The organism is Pseudomonas sp. IT-P100 (assembly GCF_949767185.1).
Lineage (GTDB): Bacteria > Pseudomonadota > Gammaproteobacteria > Pseudomonadales > Pseudomonadaceae > Aquipseudomonas > Aquipseudomonas fluorescens_B.
This window is the reverse complement of record NZ_CATKQK010000057.1, coordinates 164,241-186,700: the sequence shown is the minus strand read 5'-3', so window position 1 is coordinate 186,700 and position 22,460 is coordinate 164,241. Positions and strand designations below refer to the sequence as shown.

Genomic DNA, 22,460 nt, shown 5'->3' with positions numbered 1-22,460 from the left:
CATATTACGCTCGTAATTTTATCTGCGGACTACGTTTATCCAGCCCGATTCCCATTTAATCCAGGAGCAAATCCATGAGCAGCTATGACATCGTGATTCTGGGCGGAGGCCCCGGCGGTTACAACGCAGCAATCCGCGCCGGCCAGCTGGGCCTGAAAGCCGCTTGCGTCGAAGGCCGCGCGACCCTCGGCGGCACCTGCCTGAACGTCGGATGCATGCCGTCCAAGGCGCTGTTGCATGCTTCCGAACTGTACGACGCAGCCATGGGTGCGGAATTCGCCAACCTGGGGATCGAGGTCAAACCCACGCTCAACCTTGCGCAAATGATGAAGCAGAAGGATGAAAGCGTGACCGGGCTGACCAAGGGCATCGAGTTCCTGTTTCGTAAAAACAAGGTCGACTGGATCAAGGGATGGGGGCATATCGACGGCCCGGGGAAAGTCACGGTAATGGATAGCCAGGGTGACAAGACCGAGTTGAGCGCCAAGGACATCATCATTGCCACCGGGTCCGAGCCCACTCCCCTGCCCGGCGTAGAGATCGACAACCAACGCATCCTTGATTCCACAGGTGCGCTGTCTTTATCCGAAGTGCCAAAACATCTGGTGGTGATTGGCGCCGGGGTCATCGGCCTGGAGTTGGGTTCGGTGTGGCGGCGCTTGGGCGCACAAGTGACGGTGGTCGAATTTCTCGACCGGATCTGCCCCGGCGTGGACGGTGAAGCGGGTAAAACGCTGCAGCGTTCGTTGAGCAAGCAAGGCATCAACTTCAAGTTGAGTTCGAAAGTCACCAGCGCCACTACCTCGGCAAATGGCGTGCAACTCAGCGTTGAACCGGCGGCCGGTGGCACTGCCGAAGGGCTTGAAGCCGATTACGTGCTGGTGGCCATCGGGCGTCGGCCTTACACCCAGGGCTTGGGGCTGGAGAACGTCGGACTCACTACGGATAAGCGCGGCATGCTTGCCAACAAGGGCCACCGGACTGAAGCGGCCGGCGTGTGGGTAATTGGCGATGTCACCTCCGGGCCGATGCTTGCGCACAAGGCTGAAGATGAAGCCATGGCCTGCGTCGAGCAGATCGTCGGCAAAGCCGGCGAGGTCAATTACAACCTGATTCCCAACGTCATTTACACCCGACCGGAGCTGGCCAGCGTCGGCAAGACCGAAGAGCAACTCAAGGCTGAAGGCCGGGCCTACAAGGTCGGTAAATTCCCGTTCACCGCCAACAGCCGGGCGAAGATCAACCACGAGACCGAAGGCTTCGCCAAAGTGCTGGCCGACGAGCGCACCGACGAAATTCTCGGTGTGCACCTGGTCGGCCCGAGTGTCAGTGAAATGATTGGCGAATACTGCGTGGCCATGGAGTTCAGCGCCTCGGCGGAAGACATCGCACTGACGTGTCATCCACACCCGACGCGTTCCGAGGCGTTGCGTCAGGCGGCGATGAATGTGGAGGGGATGGCGACTCAGATGTAGCAAATATCAAAAAAGATCGCAGCCTTCGGCAGCTCCTACAGGATATGAGTACGACAGTAGGAGCTGCCGAAGGCTGCGATCTTTGCTTTCAAGTTGGCAAATGCTCCAGCGGCAACGCCCCCGGTGTTTTCACCGTGTGAATCGCAAAGTTGCTGCGGATATCGCTCACGCCCGGCAATTTCAGCAATCGTCCGGTGAGAAAGCGGTCGTACGCACGCAGATCCGGCACCACCACCTGCAGCAAAAAATCCGATTCCCCTGATACCAGAAACGCAGAAATCACCTCGGGCAACGCTGTCACGGCCAGACGGAAAGACTCGGCCTGTTCGTCGTTGTGACGCTCAACCTTGACCCCGACAAACACCGTCAGCCCAAGCCCGACTTCATCGCGATCCAGATTGGCCTGATAGCCGCGAATAACCCCGGCCTCTTCAAGCATTCGTACCCGACGCAAGCAAGGCGACGCGGACAGACCGATCTCGTCAGCCAGTTGCACGTTGCTCAGCCGACCATCACGTTGCAGGGCTGCGAGAATCTTGCGGTCGTAGGCGTCCAGTTTCATTTTTGGCAGATCCTGATGGCTGAGTGATCATTCAATGGCAGGTTATGCCAACCCAAGACGATTGAGAAGCAAACTACGCAACCACCTGCCCTGACTTTCCGCCCTAGACTGACCTACCGAATCAACAACGAATGGGGTGCATCGTGGCAGGACTCTGGCTGTTTTTCATGGCGCTGGCGGTGGTTTACCTGTTGCCGGGCCCGGACATGATTCTGCTGCTGCAGACTGGCGCACGCCAAGGCAGAGGGGCGGCGCTGGCGACAGCAGTGGGCTTGGGCATCGCACGGGGTTGCCACGTGTTACTGGCGGCATTGGGGCTGGCGGCACTGTTCAAGGCTGCGCCCTGGACCTTCGACGTCGTGCGCCTGGCGGGGGCCGCGTACCTGTTATGGATCGGCATTCAGTGCTTGCGAACCACGATGCTGCCCAACTTGGACGACGCGGGTGCAGCCTGTGGAAAACCACGTTGGCGCGAAGCGATCCAGCGCGGTCTACTGACTAACCTGCTTAACCCCAAGGCGCTGTTGTTCTGCTCGGTGCTGTTGCCGCAGTTCATCAATCCGCACGCAGGGTCGGTGCTCGCACAATTCGCGACCCTGGGTGTTGTGCTGGTCGGCGTCGGTTTGTTGTTCGACAGCGCCTACGCCTTGGCTGGCGCCGCGCTTGGCCGCTGGCTGCAACGCAGTCCTTCGGCCCAGCGCTTCCAGCAATGGCTGTTTGGCAGCCTGTTGATCGGTTTTGCGGTGCGACTGACTTTTGTTCAACAGGCCTGATTACTGGCGCGCCTTACGCTTGTGACGATTGACCAGCAACAGCGCGAGCGCGGTAAACACCAATACACCGCCCACTTCCAGCCACTTTTTGTACGGCCGTAGCGTCGCCCGGATCGGACTCAACGCCTGGGTGACGTAACGTTTGTCTGCGTTCTGGAAGTCCGGATAAGGGCATCGCTCGCCGAAGAATAGTGCCCAATCCACGTAGGGGCCTTCTTTGACGTAGCGTTGATAGAAGGCACTTTTCTGCTCCTGATCAGTGTTCCACCCTGTCGCCGCACACAACACCGCCGCAAAGGCCTGACTGGTATGAGGCAGGTGATCGGCAGCGCGGCTGGCCAAAGCATTGGCGACATAACGGTAGTGGTAACGCTGATCGGGCTGAGCAGCGCTGGCGTGCTGACGCTTGACCTCCTCTTCAGCCACCAGGGGACCGACCTTGAGTTCGGTGCTTTCAAGGCTGTAGTTACCACCGAACGTGGCATAGTCCGGCGCCATTTCGTATCCCAGGATATCCATCCCCCACTCGCGAGCGATCTTCGCAGCGTTGAACAAAGCCTCGGCACGACGGGTTGGCCACCAAGCGGACTCGGCTTCCTGGCGCAATTGACCATAAGCCTTTGCCTTGTTTTGCAGTTCAGCATCGCCGAAGTACGCCGGCGCTTCATCGTAACGCTCTTCACGCAGCAATCGCCGCCCCAGCAAGTTGCGCAACTTCGCTGCCACCGGCAACGGCACATAGTTGTCGCGATCCTGCTGAGTCAGCGCCGGTGGTGCGGGCACCTGAGTGTCGACGTAATGCTTGAGCTCATCGACAGTCAACACACGCTCGGCGACGGTCGCGGCGTCGAACCAGTAAATGTCGTTGCTGCGATAAAGCTGATCGAACGCTTGCAGATAATCCCCGCGTTGCAACGCCAGGATTGCGCTTTCGCCTTCGACCCGGCACTTGGGCTGAAGCGTTTCAAAGTCCCAGTCAGGCGTTCGCCGCTCACCCCAGGATTCATTCTGCGCAAAGGCCTGGGCCGCTTTGGCGTATGCCGCGGCGGCGGCGGTTTTATCGCCCTCGCGCATCGCCAGTTTCGCCCGCAGCCACCACGCCAGGCCACCGTCGCCGGCGTGTTCCAGAAAAGCTTTGGCGCTGGCGTAGTCGCCCTGTTGATAATTCACCGCCGCCAGTCGATCGGCGTTATCCAGGCTGCCGCGGGTGCTGGCTTGCAGCAGCTTGATCAGTTTTTGTTCGTTCGGCGGTTGATCACCAAATGACCAACCCAACCGGCTGATCAGAGACGCCGTGATCAGTTGCTGTACCGGTTTGCCTTTAAGCAATGCGGCCAGTTGCTCGTCAGGCATCGCCGCCAGATCCGCCACCAACAGTTTCAGCGAGGTGTAACCCACCGCCGAACCGTGGAGGTTTTGCGTGGCATAGAGCTCAATGGCTCGGTTCCAGTCACCCGCCGTGCGCGCCACGCGTGCTTCTTCGCCGAGGCTGGCAACGCCCAGTTCCAACGGGTCGCTGAAACCGTCAATGCTCAGTTGCCGAGTCTGCTCGAACGCTTTGCGCGATGGCGTCAGCAGGTCGGGCTTCGCGTCCGCTTCGGCGCTCATGGCAAACAGCGCGCGGCCCAGCGAATACGCGGCCCAGGTGCTGCGTAACGCGCGCTGATCCGCAGGTAGCGCCAGCACTTTCTGGAAGTACTCGGCGGCCAATCCAGGGTCACCCGCGTTGAACGCCACGGCGCCCGCGAGATAGAGCACGAGTTCAGTCGGCAGACTCGCGCCCTGTGCTTCTACCTGATGAGCATCGGTCAAACTGCGCAACTGTTTGACCTGCGCTTGCTGTTCCACGGTCAAACCAGCCTGCTCGGCCTTGTCCCGCTGCTCGGCATAGTCGGTTGCGTCCATGCTGTTGTAGACGACTTCGGTGACGTTCTTCAGACCCGCAATCGCATGCCCGAGACGATTGATCTCGAACCGGAAGTTGCCTTCCGGCAACTCCGCCAGCGACTGGCCCCGGTTGTCGAGCAGACGCATGGGGAAATCCGGCCCGCAGGCCAATGCCGAACCCAGCGGCAAGCTGAGGCTCAGGCAGAGCAAATGGCGGGGCCAGTTACGGGTGAACATTTGAACCTCCTTGATCAATGTGGGTGCAACGCGCCCAACCGATGGCGCGCTCCCCGCCGGCAGGTATTCGCCCGTCGCGCAGGCGGGTGAAGGTAAGCAGATCCGGGCTCTGTTGCAACGCATAACCGGCCAGGGCGTCGGCGCCCTCACAACCTCGCACCGCGAGCGTCAGACGCTCGGGCCAGACACCGTCGAGGTTGCCTTGATTGCTGATGCTGACGTCATAGAGGCCATCCTGCGCCGCGAGTTTCAGCATCAGGCGACTGTCGAGGATGTCGCCGCGGGCCACGGCGCCCAAGGTGGTCAGGCTCCAGGCCCGACGATCCTGGGCCAGGGGCAAGCGAAACCAGATCAGGCCGGCCAGATGCACCGGCGGATCGTTGCGTAATTCAGTGGCCAGTGTGCGCAGTTGCTGTGGATCGGCCAGCAATTCCCGACGCTCGCCGCCACGTTCCACCGGCACTTCGCTCTCCACCAGCGGTGCGCCGTCGGTCTGCGGTAACAACGCCACGCCATAAGCCGGCAGCGCCAGGTAAAAAGGTTTCGACGTGATGTGGCCCCACGCCTTCGCCCATGTTTGCGCCTGTTCCGGGTCAAACAAGCCCCTGCGCGGATCGCTCACCGCATGCACCTGCAACACGCTGCTATCGACTGTGGATAACAATGCCGGCAGTTCGCGGCTGCCGAGCCAGGCGGGTAATGCCGTAATACTAAGCGGCATGGAGGCCGGAAGACTTCCGCGCAACGCTGTGAGAAATTCCCGATACGCCGTTAGCCGGGCGTTGCCAGCATCGTGGTCGATTTCCACACCGGTGACGATCAGCCCTTGCGCTTGCCAATCATCAAGCACCTGGCGGATCTGCGCGGTCACTTCGTCCTGGTCCAGCGACTTGAGCTGGCCATCGAGGCGAATCACCGCAATCAGCGGCCGGCCATCCTGTTTGAGCAGCGCCGCATCGATTCGCGCCCGACTCCAACCCGCCCGGGGGAAGGCCTGCAACGCCAACACTCGCAGCGTGGAAAAGTCCGCACGACTGTCTTTGAGTGCGGCTTCGTGGCCGGGCGTCCATTGCCGTTGCCAAACGTAGAGTTGTTGATCAAGCGGCGGCGCGTCCTGTCGTTCGCAACCGGCAAGCAACGCCACCATCACCAGCAAGCCCGACAGGCGAGCGAGAAAAACCATAAAGCATCCTTTGTATCTGCTGAAGGCAGCGTCCGTGAGATGCTACAGGTCGAGCACCAAAGGCTGCGAGCCCTGCGCCGGAATCGCACAACAAATCAGGACGCTTCCTTCATCCGGCACTTCCGCTGGCGGCTGTGGATAATTCACCTGGCCGCTGATCAGGCGGGTCTTGCAGGTCCCACAGGAGCCGCCGCGGCAACTGAATTCCGGACGCAAGCCACGGCTTTCCGCCAACTCCAGCAAACTGCCGCCATCGGGTTGCCAGCGGGCTTCTTTGGCCGAGCGCTGGAACACCACCGGCACCGAGGTGGTTGCGCCGGGCGGTTGCTCGATGACCACCGCGTCGGGGTCCGGCTGGCGACGCAAGGTCGACGGGCCGAAGGTTTCGGCGTGAATCCTGCTGTCACGGATGTCCAGTCCCCGAAGGCTGTCGTACAGCCCTTGGGTAAAACTGCCCGGGCCGCAGAGGACAAAGTCCAGCTGATCGTAGTCCTCCTCTTCAAGGACGGACTGGAGCAAAGCCGTGTCGATCCGTCCGGTCAAATCAAAGTCTTCGCCCTCGTGAGCATCGGCCTCCGGCTGACTGAGCAGACGCAGCACCCGCACCGCGCCATCCGCACTCTCGAGCAGGCGATCGAGCTCGGGTCGAAACGGTTGATCGGCCAACGTGCGCGAACTCTGGAAAAACCATGTCGGACGAATGTGCCGGGTGCGCAGGCCTTGATACACCACCTCCCGCACCATCGACAGCAGCGGCGTAATGCCTACCCCGGCAGCCAACAGCACCAGCGGCCGACGTTCATGGGCTGCCACGGTGAAATGCCCCTGCGGTGCACGGGCTTCCAGCAGATCACCGACTCGAACCTGCTCATGCAGGTACGACGACACCAGCCCTTCACGTTTTACGCTGATGCGGAAAAAGTCATCGGACGGCGCGCTCGACAAGCTGTAAGTGCGAATATGCACCTCATCGCCAATGTTGAACCGCAGTGGCAAATGCTGCCCCGCCTGAAATACCGGCAACCCTGCGTCATCGGCGGGCTCCAGATAGATTGAGCGGATGTTGTGGCTTTCCGCTTCGATCCGCGCCACTCGCAGCGGCCGCCAACGATCACCCAGGGCCTGGGCTTGCAGACGGGCGCTGGCCTGTTCCCAGGTGCCGGTCAGCAGACTGGTGGGTGAAACGCCATCGAAGCGCCAACGCAAAGCCAACGCGGCCGGCCGGCGCACCACCTGCTCCACCTCGAATGTCCACAGGCGCTCGGCGCCTTGAAAGGCTTCGACCTGCGGGCCTTCAAGGATGACTTCGGTACGACCACTGAGGTGCAGCAAGTCGCCCGAGTTGAAATCGATAAACAGCAAACCTGCCCGGGGATTGATCAGCAGATTGCCCAAGGTATTGAAGAACAGGTTGCCGGCGAAGTCCGGGATGGTGAGGCGATTACCTTCCACCCGTACGAAACCGGATTGGCCGCCACGGTGGGAAACGTCCACTGAGCGCTGGCCATCAATATCCACATAACTCGCGACGAACAACGTGTCGGCGTCGGCGATCATGGCTTTGGCCGCGTCATCCAGGCCATTCAGGTGTTGCGCAATGCGCGTCGCCGGATCCGCCAGCGGCACCGAGCGAAACTGGCGCAATTGAATGTATTGCGGACAGTTGCCGAAGGACTGTTCGACCGTGACAGCAAAACCCTCCGCCGTTACTGCGCCGACGCGACCATTGAGGCGGTTGCGCCGCCGCGTATGCAATTCGATTCCCAGCAATCCGATCGCCGCGCCATCGCGCAATTGCGCAGGGTCATCCGCCCCCGGCAGGCTGTTGAATTGCAACGCACCCGGCTCGGGCGAGTGGGCGAAACCTGGTGGCCCTTCGAGAATGCTGGCCCAAGGATTACCGTCGGCGTCCACCGCGCCGTACAGCATGAACGGCAGTTGCTCATAGAATGTACGGTGCTGGTCCGGCATCTCGGTGCGAACCACCCTACGCCCCAACGTCTCCATTCGCTCGGCAACACCGACGTGTGCCTGCATCTGTTTCTCGCCAGCGTGCCAAGGTGAACGGTCCATAACGGCTTCTCCCCGCGCATGAGCGCAGTGTGGACGGCCCGACAAGGTCGGGCCGCAGCATCAGGCAGTTTTTTGCAGGCCGACGACGGTGCGCGGCATACCGACAAAACCAGGCAAGGCTTCGATACGCGCGAGCCAGGCTCGTACATTGGCGTAGTTTTCGAGCGACACATTGCCTTCGGGCGCATGGGCGATGTAGCTGTAGGCCGCGACGTCGGCAATGGTCGGTTCGGTGCCAACCAGATAAGGCGAAGCCGCCAGTTCCTGATCGATCTGTTTGAGCCAGATGTGAGAGTAGGCAATCACCTCTTCAGCGTTATATGCCGCACCAAACACAGTGATCAGCCTTGCCCTGGCCGGACCAAAGGCAATCGGGCCGGCCGCCACAGACAACCAGCGTTGCACCTTCGCCGCGCCAACCGGGTCGGCCGGCAACCAGCGACCGTTGCCATATTTTTGCGCCAGATAAACCAGGATTGCGTTGGAGTCGGCCAGCACCACGCCTTGATCATCAATGGCCGGAACCTGCCCGAAAGGATTAATCGCCAGGTAATCCGGCTGTTTGTGCGCACCTTTGGCCAGATCAACCAGGATAAGCTCGGTCGGCAGTTGCAGCAGGGACAGCATCAGTTCCACACGGTGAGCATGGCCGGAGCGCGGGAAGTTATAGAGTTTGATCGCTTGCATGGTCGACTCCACTGGGGTGATGGTGCCGTCCAGGACAGATCAGCACCGATGGCCACTATCTTCCACCCGCAACCAAAACAACAGAATAGCCAGCAAGTGCAATCCATTATTTCACCCAGTGAAATAAACCATCAGCCCTGCAAGTCCGGGTGTTCCCGCAAGGCCTTCACGGTGAAGTCCACAAAACTGCGAATCCGCGCGGGGGCGTTACGCCCGCCCTGGTAAACGACATGGATGGGCAGCGGCGGCAGTTCGAAGTCAGCCAAAACGATTTCCAGTTCTGCGGACGCGACTTTGCTGGCGACCTGATAAGACAGGACGCGGGTGAATCCCAACCCCAGGCACGCCGCCGTAATGGCGGCCTGATTCGCCGTCACCACCAGGCGTGGTTCCGGTCGAACATTCAGTGGCGCTCCGGCTTCAAGAAAGGGCCAGCTTTTCATTTGACCGATAGCGGACGTCGCAATAACCGCTGCGCGGGTCAGATCCTGAGGATGGGTCGGCCTGCCATGCGCCTCAAGAAATTGCGGAGAAGCACAAATCACCCGGCGCACTTCACCGACGCGAATCGCATGCTGATTACTATCGGGCAGCTCACCGATACGCACCGCCACATCGATCCCCTCTTCGACCATGCTCACCACTCGATCGACCAGCAACCCATTGATGCAGACCTCAGGAAACTGTGTCAGATAACTCACCATCACCGGCGTGACAAACAAATCGCCAAACAATACTGGCGCCGTAATCGTCAGTTGCCCGCGAGGCTCTGCGTGACTGCCCGCCGCCGAGTCCTCCGCTTCCTGCACCTCAGCGAGAATTCTCCGACAGTCCTCCAGATACCGCTGACCTGCCTCGCTCAAATGCACACTGCGGGTGGTGCGCGTCAGCAGCAACGTGCCAATGCGTTTTTCCAGCGCGGCCACTGCACGGGTGACACTGGCCGCCGACATACCCAAACGCCGCGCCGCCGCCGAGAAACCTTGGTCTTGGGCTACAGCGGCGAAAACCTGCATTTCCTGGAATCGGTCCACTGGGCATGTCCTCCATTCAGATAAAAATCGCAACCGTCAGGCTGCGATTTTGAGCGCGACGTCGAAAACGACCTAGTCTGACATCACCGGGAAAAGAGTGAGGGCTTGGTCATGGCGAAGAACAAGAAGCGGGCACAAAAGCAGCCAATGGCTGACAGCTCGAAAATGAACAACAAAGACTACCTGAAAGCACTGCGCGAACTGCACGTCGAAACCGTCAAGCTGCAGGAGTGGGTGCGACACAAAGGCATCAAGGTGTGCATCGTTTTTGAGGGTCGCGACGGGGCTGGCAAGGGCGGCACCATCAAGGCGTTGACCGAGCGGGTGAGCCCGCGTGTCTTCCGGGTGATAGCGCTAACCGCACCTACCGAACGCGAGAAAAGTCAGATGTATGTGCAGCGCTACCTGCCGCATCTGCCAGCGGCTGGCGAAGTGGTGATCTTTGATCGCAGTTGGTACAACCGCGCCGGCGTGGAGCGGGTGATGGGGTTCTGCACCCAGGAACAAGTGGATAGCTTCCTGAAGGCCATCCCTCTAGTCGAGCGCGCGATCGTCGATTCAGGTGTCATTCTGATCAAGTACTGGCTGGAAGTGAGTCCGGAGGAGCAGACACGACGGCTTCAGGCTCGCATCAAGGACGGACGCAAAATCTGGAAGCTCACCGGCATGGACCTCAAGTCCTACAGCCGCTGGTATGACTATTCACGCGCACGTGACGACATGTTCAAGATGACCGACACCGACCATGCACCGTGGTTGGTGGCCAACTCGAACGACAAGCGACGGGCGCGCCTGAACATCATCACCGACCTGCTCAGTCGCATTCCCTATGAGGATGTTCCGAGGGAAACCGTGAAGTTGCCCAAACGCCAGAAGCCGGGCGGCTATCGAGAACCGGATTACCCACTGCGGTTGATTGCGGAAAAATTCTGAGCTGAATGTAAAAGGGGCAAGATCCTGTCAATGACAGCGACCTCGCCCCTGTGACGAAACAATAAAGGTTGTCACAGTATCACTCGTATTCCGCGGGCTGTAGGGCACTACAGAGCTAGCTCTTTGAAAATAAAGTTTGTCACAAAACTCCAAATCCTCAAAAAAACGGCTCCGATGCAAACAATAAGGATTGTCACAAGACTTGAATCGTCCTTGGTTTTGTAGACAGTCTCCAAGCTCGTACGGACTAACCCTCCTTAGGCCATTACTGGTAATGGCCCCGTGCCATAGATATCATCGCCAGCTATTCTCGAAAGTGCGAGCTGATGTCGATTTTGCAAAACCATCGGAAGGCTATGGCGCACCTGTTGATGCGCTGCCTGGTGGACCGCCAGCTGGCGCCTCGGGACCTTGCCCAACCCCTGCATATCGTGCTTCCCCGCTGGGACGCCAAACTGGGCGACGCGATCGTTTCTTCATTCTTCTTTCGCGAAGCGCACAAGCTCGGTGCCCGGGTCACCGTGCTCACCGTACCGGAGCTGGTCGACCTGCATCGGCTCGATTTCGGCGTCGACCGGGTCATCCCTGTCGCTTGCGCACCCACGCTGACCGGGCTGGGCCCACTGGTACGGGAATTGGGATCGGTCGATGTGTTTGTCCACCTAGTTGGCCGTATCCAACCCATCGAGATGCTGTTCATCCGCTTACTTAAGCCCGCCCGGGTCTACTCGCTGGATGATGCCTTGCACTGCGTCAGCGGCAAGCTTGGTGAAGCAACCGCGCAGCTCAACGTGGTCGAGCGCTACACCCGGGTCCTGCTCGACCTCGGTGCGACCCGGATCAACCGCGACTATATCGTCCCGCTTCCCGAACGACAGGACGGCAACAACGTCGCGCACATCCTGGTCAACCCCTATGCCAGCCGACCTGATAAAAGCCTTGGGTTCCCCAGAGCGCTCTCGCTGGTCCGTGCCCTGGCGGATGCCTGGCCGCAGCACCATATTGGCATTCTGTGCAGTCCCGCCAGCCGTGCCGAGGCACTGCAACTCGAGCACGCCATCGCCCGCAGCAACGTCCGGACACTGGTCGAACTGGATACGCCCCGCGCGGTCGCGGGTGCCATCCAGCGGGCCAGAGTGGTTGTCAGTGTCGATACTGCCATCGTGCACATGGCCGTCGGACTGAAGGCGGCATTGGTCGCGATCTATCCGGCCAGCAACTCTTCCAATCCCTGGCTGCCGCCGCTTTCCCCCCATACCCGGGTTGTGTTTAGTCGCCAGGGACCACGTCAGTACCCGCACACCGGCAGGAAAAACATGAACGAATTCTCTGATGTCGACGTGATACAACCCGTCGCCGAACTGCTGCAAGAGTCGATCGCTGCGACTCTCGCAGTGGATGCGCATATCGTGCCCGGCCTGGGCGTGGCCACTGGAACCCTGGCCCGCCAGTTGCCCTTGATCAGCCGGTCCTTTCCTGAAGTCGCCGAGTGCCATCCGGGCACGCTGAACCTGCAACTGTCAAGACCGCTGCGTTTGATCCATCCTCATCACCGCAGCGCGCCGTTGGCGTGGACACCGAGCGGACGTACCAGGGAGGTGTTCGACTTGCTGCGCATCGAGCTGGAATTCGACCACCTTACCCGGCGCGTGCCGGCCTGGCTGTACGTCGCCCATGGCTCGCCACACCGGCAGACCCCGATGGTGCACGAGGTGATCGCGACTCGCCTGGAGCTAAACGGGGCTAAACATTGCCGAGTGCACGTGCCGGCGCATACAGTGGAACTGGCCTGAACACCCTTAGCCGCAGCGGTCGATCAAGCGCTCACACTCCCCCAGCCAGTAGCTACGGTCGGGTTCGATATGCAGGAAGATGCGTGACAGCAGAGTTCCCTCGTCGAGGAACTCGGCCACCGACTCATAGCGTGTCGCTGTCCGCTTGAACCAGGTGTTGTACAGCTTGAGCAGGCTCACGTCGCGCAGCAGGAAATCGCTCACGCCAATGTCCGTGCGCCTCATCACCGCGCAACTGTCGAAGTTGTACAGCGGTCGATAACCCGGGTCGCATACCGAGGGCGAAATTGGCACCTGCTGCTGCGGCGACCTAGCGACAATCTCCTTGATCCCTCCGGGGTTGCCCCAGGCATGTGCCTCGGCGGTCAGCCCCGTCGCCAGTGCCTCGGCGAGATGGACATTTCCCGGCAGTGAGGCGAATAGGCATTCGCTGTGCCAGTGCAGCCGCTCGTCGAGTCCCGTCGGGAACAGCAGCGAGGTCGGGTCGCGCAGTAGGATGCTGTCCGCGTCGATCCATGCGCCGCCATGGCGATGCACGTAGGCCATGCGGATGAAGTCGCTCCTGGCGACGATTGCCTCTATTCCCTTGTCCATGTTGAAGGTCAGCGGCTCGAAGCGCCAAACCTTGCCGAGGATAGAAGCATCTAAGCAATGCTCCAGGCTGTCCGGGGTTAGCAGGGTGAAATGGTCCCCCAGCGCCCGCTGCATGGAGACCAGGGCCAAGGCGATCCACGGCGGCATGTTCTGCCCCGCCGCCGTTTCCCAGTAGCTCACGTAGTTCACACGCACAACGGGGCCCTCTCTGCCTTCACGCCGCTACTGACAAGCAACCCGTGGTCCTCCAGGTAATGCCGCAGCAGCGTCAGCGAGGGTATGCATCCGGCCTGGCGCAGGAACTCGTTTCCCAGAGCCGCCTTGTACAGCCGCAACCAATTGGCCGCCGGCACCCGCGCAAAGAATGCCGGCAAGGCTTGGTAGTTGTCCGTCGAAAACAGTAGACGCAACGTGCGCAGGATGGGTTGGTAATCCACGGCCCCAAGCAGTTCGGCTAATGTGTCGTCCAGCTGATGGCTGATTTCCACCATGTTCAGGCGCTCCTCGACGGTGGCATCCGCCAGGGCGACCCGCGGATCGATGGCAACCGGGTAGATCGCCTGGAACGAGCGGGCACCGGCTAGCAGGGACTCACGCAACACCTTGTCGGCGGTCGATCCCGTCACCAGCACATCGTCGCCGAAGATGACGTGCACGCCGCTCCAGCGATAGAAGTTCTCCGCGGGTATCACATGGTCCTGGACAAGATTGACCCGCTCGCGCTCTTCAGTACTCAGGCTCGCGTAGTTCTCGCAAGGAGGGGCGATGCGCGGCAGCTTGACATTGATCAGTGTGGGCAGGCCCATATGGGCGAGCTTGACGTTTATCTCTTCCACCACGATGTCATAGAGCACGTTGGCCGTCGAAGGCACGTTGCGCCAGCCGGTGGTCATCAGCACCACATTGTCGTTGAGCTCCCGCGCTCTGGTGAACAGCTGTGCCCAGTGCGATGCCGGGTCATCCAGCTGCCGCTCCAGATAGTTGATCACCAGGCCGGCGAGAAAACGGATGTCCTTCTGGCTGCCATACTTGGCACGGCTGTAGATGGCTGTCAGCGCGGAGGCGCTTGCGCCACTGCTCATGTCGCGGAATCCGTTGGTGCCGTCGGGCGTCAGACAGTTCAGGGCATGACCACCGAGCACCGCGACATAGCTGTCCATATCGATCAGGTCTTGCGCAAGCAAGCCGCCAGCGAACGCGCGCAGACCTCCATTCACGTCCTCGGCCTGCGGCCGGGCCACGGCCTCGCGAAAGCGCGCCAGCTGTTCGTCGACAGGCGCCTTGGCGAGTAGTTTCCAGTCATTCGATCGGGAGTTCACGGGACAATCCTTGTATCGGTGCCAGACGACAGGCTGAAGAAGTCTAGGGGCATGTCGATGCGTCGACGCCCTTCGAAGTAGCTGATCCGGTCCAGGCCCAGCGGTTGCAATTCATCGACCAAAGTGCGGATGCCTGCCCCCGCGTCCAGCGGATCGTGGGCGTCGGAACCTATGGTGAAGGCCGCACCGTGGGCGATCAGTTGGGGCAGCAGGGTGCGTGATGGATAGCTCCAGACGCCCTGAACTTCAAGAGTCGAACCGGGCAATAGGCTCGACTTGCGAATGCCCGAGGCATTCAGTTCGTAGGCCACATCATTGCGGGCGAACAGCGGCAGCAGCGGTTCCATCCGGCGCAGCACTACGTCTTCCGCCACCCCGCGCAGTAGCGTGTCGGCGTGCCCGACGGCGTCGAACAGCCCGCACTCCAGCAAGGCTTGCAGATGGGCGAAATAACGGTCGAGAAAGGCCGGGGTGGACAGCCGGGCCAACTCCCAAACCTTAGCCATAGTCTCGCCCGGCAACTCGACGTAGTGGATCGAGCCGATGGCGAAATCCAGCTCGTACCGGGCCAGCATCTCGCGGTTGTAGGCATCCGCACCCGGCATGTAGTCGAACTCCAGTCCGCGCAGGATCTTGATCTGCCCCTGGTGCTCCTGTCGTGCCCGCTCAATATCGGCGAAATAGCGCTCCAGTTCCGCCTCCAACAGGCGATTGTCGCTGTCCACCGGGAACGGCGCGTGGTCGGTGATGGTGAGGATCTGCACTCCGGCGGCGATTGACGCCCGCACCAACTCATCCACCGTACCGACGGCATGCTTGGAATAAAAGGTATGGCTGTGGGAGTCGATCATGCCGGCACCATTCGTTCTAGCAGACCATCGTGATTAGCCAGTTCCTTGACCAGCCAGTAGGGGTTATTCGCCTTGCGCAGGATCTTGTGCACCAGTTCGAGATCGTCGAGACGCGCCAGCAGGTCCCTCAGCGGTTGGCTGTAAAGGGCGCGGACCAGGGGCGTGTCGCGTACATGGCTGGCCAGTCGCTCCCAGCCAATCCGGTCAAAGTGGATATTGCCCAGGCGCTGGTGCTCGATGCCGTACAGGTAGACGTCACCATTAGGTTTCACCGTCAGGTCCATGCCGTTGGCGTGGGGAGGCGGGTTGAGGCTGCCGAGGGTGAAGCGCTTGTTGACCCGGGCTTCGATCGCGTCGATGTAGCCATGCAGATCCAGGTAACCCGGTGGCGTGTCGGCCGCCGGGTGGACGAGGTTCTTGTAGTCGATACCGAACCGTTCCTCGCCGACCACCAGCGTATCTTCCAGGGCATTGCCCGCGACGATCCCGGCGTCGAGGCCCCAGCGCGCCAGTTCCTCCCGGAGGTAGTCGCGGGTGAACTCCCGATCAGTGTCGATCGAGCGAAACGAAAAGCTCAGCCCGGCCGGTTTGTTTCGTCGCAGGTAATCCAGGCTGAAGCCATGAGCCCGCCATTTCACCTTCTCGATATGGTGGCTGTCCGAGCTCAGTCTGATATTGCAGGTGTCGCCCCGGCTGACCACGATGCGATTGGTGGTGTCATAGAACTCCGCCATCTTCTCGTGGGGAAAGAAGCCGCTTGTGATGAACTCGAAACGCTTGCCGCCCTGGGAAAGCTCAAGAACCTCGTGGAAGACTCTGGCGTTGTTGAGGGGTTCGCCCTCTCCGCTGATGGAGATGCGCTTGACGTCGGGGGCATTGATCAACGCCGCTAGGTTCTCCCGGGCGAGGCTCGATAACTCCATGCTCATCCCCGTCTTGTGCTTGTCGGCGTACATGCAGAACGCGCAACCGATGCCGCAGATTTGGGTGATATCGATGTACAGCAGGTGGCCTTTCAGATCCATCTTTCTTGACTCGTTGCTAGCCTGCACCAGCGCACAGGCGTGGGTTGCACATGACCGGTAGTCACCGGTCGCGTGGGGCATCAGTAAGGCTGCAATACCTGCAGTTGCGGGATCTGCACGGAGTCGCGATGGACCACTGTATGCAGTACCCGATCCTCTCGGACCGCAGCCATATCCGGGTAATCGCTGTAGTGGTCGTTGCTGATCACATAGGTCTCGACATCGAACTCCGCGGCGGCCAGCACCGGATGGTCGGCGGTGAGGGTGGGCGGCATAACCAGTACCCGGGCCTGCGGAAACATCGCTTGGAGTGCGTTGTCGCTCATATCGAGCTGGCGGCGGATGCCCGGATCGAAGACCAAGGTCACGCCATAAGTCGTGGCCAGGTGAGGCACAAGTGTCTTGAGCACCTCCAGACCGATGAAGCGCCGTTTTCCACCCGCTTCGTTCAGGTAGCAAAGATTATTGCCATCTACCACCAAGTTGCGGATTTCGTTTTCCAGTAGGCGAATGGTGTCTCGCAGGCGGCGCTTGCGTTTTTCCTCGTCCCGTTCCAGTTTGCGCTGGTGGAATTGCCGATCCTTCAACACCCTATCCGGACTGCGTTGGCCGACACCAAAGCGGTTTTCACATTCGTCATGGGCCATCCTTTTATCGAATGAGCTTTGCGCATTGTCCAACTGGTTGATGAAGCATTCGGCATCGATGATGTCCCGCTCCGTCGCTCGCAACTGGTCATGAGTAGTTTTCCAATTGCGATACACCTCTCCGGCCACCGCCTCCCAGTGGGCGCTGGCCTTTCTGACTTCGTCGGCGACGCCCTGCAGGCGTTGCCCGTCATTGTCCAGTTGCGTGATGGTGGCCTTGGCCTGCAATGAATCGAAGCCCTGGTATCGCCGCGAATTGGCGCTCAGGCGCAGCTGCTCCCGTTCGCTTTCGACGAGCCAGGATACCAAGCCCTCTTGCCGGCTCTTGAACTGCGCCAGCCGCTCCTGCAGGGTGCTGACCTGGCGCTCAGCCACGCGCCGTTCACTGGAAAACCAGTGCAACGGCGACCAGCCCGCCTCGGCAACGCCCTTGGCGTTGTTCAGCTCAGCGCGGCTGGCCTTGATGCTCTGTTCGACCCTGGCAAGCTGCTCCCGCGCGGCGAGAGTTTCCCGTTGCACCTGCGCGAGCCTGCTATGGTTGCTCTCTTGGTCGAATCGCTCGAACCATTGGAGGTCGGCACGCAGATTCTGGATGTCTGCATTGATCTTTTTGATTTCCCCCTTGAGGGATACCAGTCGCTTGGCGTGATGGTTGCTGTACACGGTTCTCGCTCCTACTCAATCCGTTGGTTCAGGTGGCGCTCTGCGCGGCGCGTTTGCCGGAGGCATGCACGGCTTTCGCCGCAAGGTTGAGCGCGACCACCGTGGCCGCGCCGGCAGCGAAGCAGATGACGTTGGTCAGGAGAAATTCGAGAGGGGAAATCACAGGGTTCATGGACTCACTCCTTGGTCGTCTAAAGAGGGCATCAGGCGCCCAGGCGTATCCCGCATTTGCCACAGAAGTTGGCGCCGGCCGCGACTATCGCGTGGCAACCGGGACAGGTGGGTTTGAGCAACATCTTCTGGCGCATATGACCGATCTGGATGACGCAGGGCACGGTGACCCGGTACGCCGGGCTTGCTAGGTCGAATGCCGTCCAGATCCCGGTGATGGCCCAGCCCACCGGGCCAGCCAGCAATGCTAGACCACGACCCAAGGTGCTCGAACCCGCCAGCACCACGCCACGCCCTACCAGGCTGCTCATGGTCGCGCTGGCGACCACCGCCGCCACGTTGTAGGAAGCCAACCCGGAACTACCGAGTGAAGCCAGCAAGGCCGCCAATGCCCCCGGCCCCATGCCGGGTCGGTACGCCAGTCCGCCCAGGGATTCGAACAGTGTTTTGCGGTCTTCCTCGCTCATCCGCGCCAGGGACTGGGCGAATACCTTGGTGATGATCGCCATTTCCATCTCGGCGCAGCTGGCGCTCGCCTTGTTCTTCGCGCCGACGTGCCCGGCCACATCCGCCAACAGCTCGCGGTACGGCACACCACTGCCGCCGCGGAACAGGTTGACCAGTGAGTTGCCCCCAAAGCGGGTCAGCTCCTCGGCGAAAATAGCCCGGGTCGACTCGCCGACACCCTTGTCCTTGTCGTCCATCAACTGACGACAGACTGAAGATGATAGAGAGATGCGGCCCTTGCCGTTGTCGGTGATCACATCTATCAACAGGCCCATGTCGTCGGCGCTGGCACTCATCAATACATCGGCAAGATCGGGGTCGTGAATGATCGGCATCCCGGCACTCCTTATTGTTCGCTAGAAGAAGGATCGTGTGGCGTGGTCTGGCTGACCCAGGCGCCCGCTATCGCGGCCAACCACTTGCGTGGGCCGGATTTTGAAATCTCGCGCAGCATCAGCGCATCGAGCTTGAGACAGGCGCGTCTACGCCACTCATCGCGGGCATTGGCCCGGTCAACTTCCGGCGAGGCACCCACAATACTGGGGCGCTGATCCGGATGGACCTTGCATTCGCGCAGGACCTTTTCCACCGGATTGACCGCCTGAAGCCGCTCTTCGGCCTCCAACTTGTGAGCTGCAGCCAGGTAATCGCCACTGTTGCCGATCGCGCTGGCCAGCAGTGCCCAGTCCTGGGGGCGCATCAACAGGAAAGCAGGTGGCACCTCCAGAGCCTGGGCAAGACGCTCGATAGTGCTCAGGTCCGGGTTGGCATCGCTACCTTGCGCTGGTGATTTCAGGGTCCGCAGCGTGCTACGAGCGATGCCGGTTTGCTGCTGGATCTGCACCGCGGACAAAGGCCTGGGGCCGTCGGCATCGTGTTGCGTTTCCCGCAGCGCACCTGCGACAGCGAGAACGGAGGATAGGTTGCGGCTAAACCATTGCCCGAGCGAAACCTGAATGGGTTGAGGCGTGAGGATATTCATTGCCATCATCTCGCTATTAGATGATGGCACTTTAGTAATATTTTTGGCGTAGCGAAAGGCTTGATTGGATCGCTGTCACTCCATTTTTAGAATTTCAAGATAGGGTCTGGAGCGCTGTAACTCCATTATCCTGTGCGTTGGTAGGGTGACGCCACCAACGGAGCTAAATCCACGAGGTAGCACGACACTATGCTTTTCCCGAACGCCGGGCGTTTGCCTTTCTGAGCATTTCATCCAGCTGCGCTATGAGTTCATCCGGGTCCAATTCGGTCCAGTTGCCACAATCCGCGGCCACAATCATTTCGGCGAACTCCGGGCTGTACTCAGGTACCCGGCCAGCGATCATGTCGTCGGTGAAAGAAGTGAAAAACCAGACGCCCTCTTCCTCGCCACCGACAAGCCGGCCTTCGACTTGCAAGGTGGCCAATTCCCCCAAGTAAGCACCATCGTTCAGGTGTGGGTGAGCGCTTAGGACAGCAGATTTGAGCCCCGACGAACTAATACCGCTTTTCGCCAACTCGACAATCATGAGTTGCAGCGAGGTCATCTCGGCCATTGGGGCCTCCGATTTAAGTTAGTGGGGGCGCAAGGGCGCAGGACGCCCCCTCACCTCCTCCAGCAGGGTGACTTGTGAGATCGTTTCACCAAGCAATGGTGGTCAGTCGTTCACCGGCAAGTCATACCCAATACTGAACAGCGCCTGCTCGATGCTGCGAAGTGTTTGTTGGGTGGTTTTACCGACCCGGAAAGGACTCCGCGAACAGAGAGGATGTTTTGCCACTTGGCTGAGCACGTAGCTGGCGTGCATGTTCCAACGTGCGTGATGCGACCCTGAGCGCAAGCGTTTGAACTGAAGACTTCCGATACTTGGGTTACGGCGTTTAGGTGCAAGAGCAGTGGTCGACTCTTTCGCTCCGGCCCAAGGGAAATTAAGCGCCGGCGGAACTTTCGCCAGGCATTTGACATTGCAGTATTTGACTACCAGCAATCCCAATGCAGCGGCTACCCGGCTGTCGTAGATGATGAAATCAGGGCAAAGCAACGAATAGATTTTGGTCATCCCCGAATTGAAGCGCAGCGATTGATTACGAAGAATCGGGGCGTCGGGATCATTGACTACCAGTGCTGTAGCGACATCCGAAATCATCTTTGCAAGACCAGTCTTGTTGGCTTTCAACCATTCATTGTTGCGGGAGGTGACACCCCCCCAGGCCATGACGTCGAGAGACGCCTGGAGGATCAACGCATCGCTGCTGCCAGCGGCGATCAAGTCTGCACGCAGTGCGGACAGCGCCATTTCGTTACTGGCAGTGCTAACCCCTGGGTTGAACGCGAGGCGGGTATTACCCGGGTGATTCCAGCTATACGAGGTAAACGCGCTGTACAGGCTATTACACGACCACCGTACTCCCGAGCGACGATCAACGTACTCATGCTTGATGAGCGTGTCCGAATCAAGATGACCCGCCAACCAGTCGATGAATTCGGAGACGTGATCAAGCTTAGCGTAGGGTTGTTTAGTGCTCATGAATGCTCCTGTGGGCTGGCATATTCGACGCCCAATTGCGTGCCAGCGGGGCTATGATGCAGCCCTACTAGACACTAATTTGTCCGAGTTAAAAAATTATGCGAATTACATCAGATGAAACCGAACACCGGGAAAAGCGGCGCAGGCATTTGCGAAAGATTCTCCAACGTGCAGGCCGCGCTTTGTCGACCGAGGAGTTGCATCAAGAGATGCTCGAATGGGCGGACGGGACCGCCAATCCGAGGACAACTCGGCGTGACCTGTTTGAGTTGAAGGCGGAAGGGTTTGTAGAAAAAATACCCGAAGAATCAGGACAGCGACGCAGATCGCATCGCTGGAAATTGGGCAAGGGCAGTTTTGACTTGGCGCTTTCGCCGCAAGAATCGATGACCCTCAGCGCTATTTTCCAACATGCTGAACGCTTCGGTTTTTGGACGGACACGAAAGAGCTTACAAAGCTGCGCGAGTACGCCGCCTGGGAGCTGAAGTCTAGATCAGCCCGGCATTTGGTCGCTGAAGGTCGCATCATCACTGGCACGAGATTCACTGTGCTGGAACAAGGGCAGCATGACCATGGGCACCTCAAGCTCATTCAAGGTGCATTGATCGACGATCATAGCCTGACCGTGCGTTATCGACCTCGAGATGTCGGCGGCGTGGAGTGCTCCTACCTTCTGAAACCGCTCGCGCTGGCATACCAAGACAGCAACATCTACCTGTCAGCATTTATAGCCAAGGAGACCTGGCATGGAGCCGCGCCCGATCCTGGATTGCCAAGAGGAAAGTACAGCAGCAACGGGATTGGTAAAACCTGTGCGCTGATGTTGCATCGGATGCTGGACGTGCGGGTAGCGAGGGATGCTATCCAAGAACCTGAAGGCTATGACGTTCGTTCCATCGAGGTTCAGCGAGATCTGATTACTGTTCACGGAGACGAGACGATAGAGCTGGTGCTGCGGTTGAAGGAGAACCTTCACAACCGTCTCACAGAAAACGCGCTCGCGGCGAATCAGCAGGTCGAAAGAGATGGCGATCGGTGGTTGCTGCGATGTGAATTGCTCGACACTCAGGGGCTCAGATTATTCCTGATGAGCAATGCCGCAGACGTCGAAGTCGTGTCGCCCCCGCACCTTCGCTGTCATGTCCGCGAGCAACTCGAAATAGCGCTAGCGCAGTACACGTGCTGAAATCGAACGGAAAGGTCCGCGGCACCTGGCGCAGATTTTCTACCTTCAAGCCCTACGCCATTGAGGGCTTTCAGACTCTGCATGCATTATTAGGGGTGCTATTCGTCAGATCTGTTTTGCTCTGATCTTTCCAGTACAACAATGAAATCTCACACTGACCTAGACCAAGACCTTAGCTGGCAGATGTCGACCTGTCCTGTTGCCGCTGACCGAAAACTGACCCAGTAAAAGCTGTTCTGAGCATTTTCCGATCTTTGTCAGCGTAACTTCTGAGCAAGGGACATACCGGTGCCTTGCACCTGCGCCATTTGGGTAGCTGCAAAGTCACCGTAGAATGCGGCGACATTCA

General features: G+C 59.7%; 21 protein-coding genes. 5 read left to right on the top strand and 16 right to left on the bottom strand.

What is annotated here, in order from left to right; all coding sequences use genetic code 11:
- Nucleotides 1–74: 74 nt before the first annotated feature.
- Complete coding sequence (gene lpdA, locus ACM6IQ_RS27685) at nucleotides 75–1,475, top strand: dihydrolipoyl dehydrogenase (protein WP_414880337.1); 1,401 nt, start codon at nucleotides 75–77, stop codon at nucleotides 1,473–1,475.
- Between the two features lie 88 nt (nucleotides 1,476–1,563).
- On the opposite strand, the gene ACM6IQ_RS27680 is transcribed toward lpdA, so the two are convergent.
- Nucleotides 1,564–2,037 carry an Lrp/AsnC family transcriptional regulator gene (locus tag ACM6IQ_RS27680; RefSeq protein ID WP_017341617.1) on the bottom strand — a complete coding sequence of 158 codons (474 nt, stop codon included), beginning with the start codon at nucleotides 2,035–2,037 and terminating at the stop codon, nucleotides 1,564–1,566.
- A 143-nt stretch (nucleotides 2,038–2,180) separates the two neighbouring features.
- Between ACM6IQ_RS27680 and ACM6IQ_RS27675 the strand changes: the two genes are divergently transcribed.
- Nucleotides 2,181–2,810 (top strand): LysE family translocator, encoded by a 630-nt coding sequence (locus ACM6IQ_RS27675; protein ID WP_031319186.1) that lies wholly within the window; start codon nucleotides 2,181–2,183, stop codon nucleotides 2,808–2,810.
- Here ACM6IQ_RS27675 and ACM6IQ_RS27670 read toward each other — a convergent pair whose 3' ends face one another.
- The 5 genes from ACM6IQ_RS27670 to ACM6IQ_RS27650 all read right to left on the bottom strand — a co-directional run bounded on the left by ACM6IQ_RS27670 (nucleotide 2,811) and on the right by ACM6IQ_RS27650 (nucleotide 9,911).
- Complete coding sequence (locus ACM6IQ_RS27670) at nucleotides 2,811–4,934, bottom strand: hypothetical protein (protein ID WP_414880336.1); 2,124 nt, start codon at nucleotides 4,932–4,934, stop codon at nucleotides 2,811–2,813.
- On the bottom strand, nucleotides 4,921–6,117 hold the full coding sequence (locus tag ACM6IQ_RS27665; RefSeq protein WP_414880335.1) for a DUF3142 domain-containing protein: 1,197 nt from the start codon (nucleotides 6,115–6,117) through the stop codon (nucleotides 4,921–4,923). Before ACM6IQ_RS27665 ends, ACM6IQ_RS27670 begins: the two co-directional genes overlap by 14 nt.
- A 42-nt stretch (nucleotides 6,118–6,159) precedes the next feature.
- A complete protein-coding gene (locus ACM6IQ_RS27660; protein ID WP_414880334.1) occupies nucleotides 6,160–8,190 on the bottom strand; it encodes a pyridoxamine 5'-phosphate oxidase family protein in 2,031 nt (676 codons plus the stop codon).
- A gap of 60 nt (nucleotides 8,191–8,250) precedes the next feature.
- Nucleotides 8,251–8,877 (bottom strand): glutathione S-transferase family protein, encoded by a 627-nt coding sequence (locus tag ACM6IQ_RS27655; RefSeq protein ID WP_017341622.1) that lies wholly within the window; start codon nucleotides 8,875–8,877, stop codon nucleotides 8,251–8,253.
- A 131-nt stretch (nucleotides 8,878–9,008) separates the two neighbouring features.
- Nucleotides 9,009–9,911, bottom strand: a complete 903-nt coding sequence (locus tag ACM6IQ_RS27650; protein WP_017341623.1) for a LysR family transcriptional regulator — start codon at nucleotides 9,909–9,911, stop codon at nucleotides 9,009–9,011.
- A gap of 111 nt (nucleotides 9,912–10,022) precedes the next feature.
- On the opposite strand from ACM6IQ_RS27650, the gene ppk2 reads away from it, so the two are divergent.
- Nucleotides 10,023–10,844, top strand: coding sequence for a polyphosphate kinase 2 (gene ppk2 / locus ACM6IQ_RS27645; RefSeq protein WP_017341624.1), 822 nt, complete (start codon nucleotides 10,023–10,025; stop codon nucleotides 10,842–10,844).
- 326 nt (nucleotides 10,845–11,170) lie between these two features.
- A complete protein-coding gene (locus ACM6IQ_RS27640) occupies nucleotides 11,171–12,637 on the top strand; it encodes a glycosyltransferase family 9 protein (protein WP_414880333.1) in 1,467 nt (488 codons plus the stop codon).
- A 6-nt stretch (nucleotides 12,638–12,643) separates the two neighbouring features.
- Here ACM6IQ_RS27640 and ACM6IQ_RS27635 read toward each other — a convergent pair whose 3' ends face one another.
- The 10 genes from ACM6IQ_RS27635 to ACM6IQ_RS27590 form a co-directional block, all read right to left on the bottom strand.
- Entirely contained in the window at nucleotides 12,644–13,411 is a 768-nt protein-coding gene (locus tag ACM6IQ_RS27635; RefSeq protein WP_414880332.1) for a glycosyltransferase, read from the bottom strand.
- Nucleotides 13,412–13,416: 5 nt separating this feature from the next.
- A complete protein-coding gene (locus ACM6IQ_RS27630) occupies nucleotides 13,417–14,550 on the bottom strand; it encodes a hypothetical protein (RefSeq protein ID WP_414880331.1) in 1,134 nt (377 codons plus the stop codon).
- Nucleotides 14,547–15,401 (bottom strand): histidinol-phosphatase, encoded by an 855-nt coding sequence (locus ACM6IQ_RS27625; protein WP_414880330.1) that lies wholly within the window; start codon nucleotides 15,399–15,401, stop codon nucleotides 14,547–14,549. The genes ACM6IQ_RS27630 and ACM6IQ_RS27625 overlap by 4 nt, the downstream gene beginning before the upstream one ends.
- Nucleotides 15,398–16,426, bottom strand: a complete 1,029-nt coding sequence (locus ACM6IQ_RS27620; RefSeq protein WP_414880329.1) for a radical SAM protein — start codon at nucleotides 16,424–16,426, stop codon at nucleotides 15,398–15,400. Before ACM6IQ_RS27620 ends, ACM6IQ_RS27625 begins: the two co-directional genes overlap by 4 nt.
- An 80-nt stretch (nucleotides 16,427–16,506) precedes the next feature.
- Nucleotides 16,507–17,736, bottom strand: coding sequence for a hypothetical protein (locus ACM6IQ_RS27615; protein ID WP_414880328.1), 1,230 nt, complete (start codon nucleotides 17,734–17,736; stop codon nucleotides 16,507–16,509).
- 28 nt (nucleotides 17,737–17,764) lie between these two features.
- Nucleotides 17,765–17,908: a hypothetical protein gene (locus ACM6IQ_RS27610; protein WP_164488184.1), complete on the bottom strand. Its 144-nt coding sequence runs from the start codon at nucleotides 17,906–17,908 to the stop codon at nucleotides 17,765–17,767.
- A gap of 31 nt (nucleotides 17,909–17,939) precedes the next feature.
- Nucleotides 17,940–18,749: a hypothetical protein gene (locus ACM6IQ_RS27605; RefSeq protein WP_414880327.1), complete on the bottom strand. Its 810-nt coding sequence runs from the start codon at nucleotides 18,747–18,749 to the stop codon at nucleotides 17,940–17,942.
- 11 nt (nucleotides 18,750–18,760) lie between these two features.
- A complete protein-coding gene (locus ACM6IQ_RS27600) occupies nucleotides 18,761–19,396 on the bottom strand; it encodes a helix-turn-helix domain-containing protein (RefSeq protein WP_122603509.1) in 636 nt (211 codons plus the stop codon).
- Nucleotides 19,397–19,583: 187 nt separating this feature from the next.
- Entirely contained in the window at nucleotides 19,584–19,952 is a 369-nt protein-coding gene (locus tag ACM6IQ_RS27595; RefSeq protein WP_414880326.1) for a hypothetical protein, read from the bottom strand.
- 102 nt (nucleotides 19,953–20,054) lie between these two features.
- A complete protein-coding gene (locus tag ACM6IQ_RS27590) occupies nucleotides 20,055–20,924 on the bottom strand; it encodes a hypothetical protein (RefSeq protein WP_414880325.1) in 870 nt (289 codons plus the stop codon).
- 98 nt (nucleotides 20,925–21,022) lie between these two features.
- Between ACM6IQ_RS27590 and ACM6IQ_RS27585 the strand changes: the two genes are divergently transcribed.
- A complete protein-coding gene (locus ACM6IQ_RS27585; RefSeq protein ID WP_414880324.1) occupies nucleotides 21,023–22,111 on the top strand; it encodes a helix-turn-helix transcriptional regulator in 1,089 nt (362 codons plus the stop codon).
- Nucleotides 22,112–22,460: the final 349 nt, after the last annotated feature.

Excerpts from the sequence above, each read along its gene's own strand:
- lpdA (WP_414880337.1), top strand. The coding sequence starts at position 75 with ATGAGCAGCTATGACATCGTGATTCTGGGCGGAGGCCCCGGCGGTTAC.
- ACM6IQ_RS27680 (WP_017341617.1), bottom strand. The coding sequence starts at position 2,037 with ATGAAACTGGACGCCTACGACCGCAAGATTCTCGCAGCCCTGCAACGT.
- ACM6IQ_RS27670 (WP_414880336.1), bottom strand. The coding sequence starts at position 4,934 with ATGTTCACCCGTAACTGGCCCCGCCATTTGCTCTGCCTGAGCCTCAGC.
- ACM6IQ_RS27665 (WP_414880335.1), bottom strand. The coding sequence starts at position 6,117 with ATGGTTTTTCTCGCTCGCCTGTCGGGCTTGCTGGTGATGGTGGCGTTG.
- ACM6IQ_RS27660 (WP_414880334.1), bottom strand. The coding sequence starts at position 8,190 with ATGGACCGTTCACCTTGGCACGCTGGCGAGAAACAGATGCAGGCACAC.
- ACM6IQ_RS27655 (WP_017341622.1), bottom strand. The coding sequence starts at position 8,877 with ATGCAAGCGATCAAACTCTATAACTTCCCGCGCTCCGGCCATGCTCAC.
- ppk2 (WP_017341624.1), top strand. The coding sequence starts at position 10,023 with ATGGCGAAGAACAAGAAGCGGGCACAAAAGCAGCCAATGGCTGACAGC.
- ACM6IQ_RS27640 (WP_414880333.1), top strand. The coding sequence starts at position 11,171 with ATGTCGATTTTGCAAAACCATCGGAAGGCTATGGCGCACCTGTTGATG.
- ACM6IQ_RS27625 (WP_414880330.1), bottom strand. The coding sequence starts at position 15,401 with ATGATCGACTCCCACAGCCATACCTTTTATTCCAAGCATGCCGTCGGT.
- ACM6IQ_RS27620 (WP_414880329.1), bottom strand. The coding sequence starts at position 16,426 with ATGGATCTGAAAGGCCACCTGCTGTACATCGATATCACCCAAATCTGC.
- ACM6IQ_RS27610 (WP_164488184.1), bottom strand. The coding sequence starts at position 17,908 with ATGAACCCTGTGATTTCCCCTCTCGAATTTCTCCTGACCAACGTCATC.
- ACM6IQ_RS27605 (WP_414880327.1), bottom strand. The coding sequence starts at position 18,749 with ATGCCGATCATTCACGACCCCGATCTTGCCGATGTATTGATGAGTGCC.
- ACM6IQ_RS27600 (WP_122603509.1), bottom strand. The coding sequence starts at position 19,396 with ATGAATATCCTCACGCCTCAACCCATTCAGGTTTCGCTCGGGCAATGG.
- ACM6IQ_RS27595 (WP_414880326.1), bottom strand. The coding sequence starts at position 19,952 with ATGGCCGAGATGACCTCGCTGCAACTCATGATTGTCGAGTTGGCGAAA.
- ACM6IQ_RS27590 (WP_414880325.1), bottom strand. The coding sequence starts at position 20,924 with ATGAGCACTAAACAACCCTACGCTAAGCTTGATCACGTCTCCGAATTC.
- ACM6IQ_RS27585 (WP_414880324.1), top strand. The coding sequence starts at position 21,023 with ATGCGAATTACATCAGATGAAACCGAACACCGGGAAAAGCGGCGCAGG.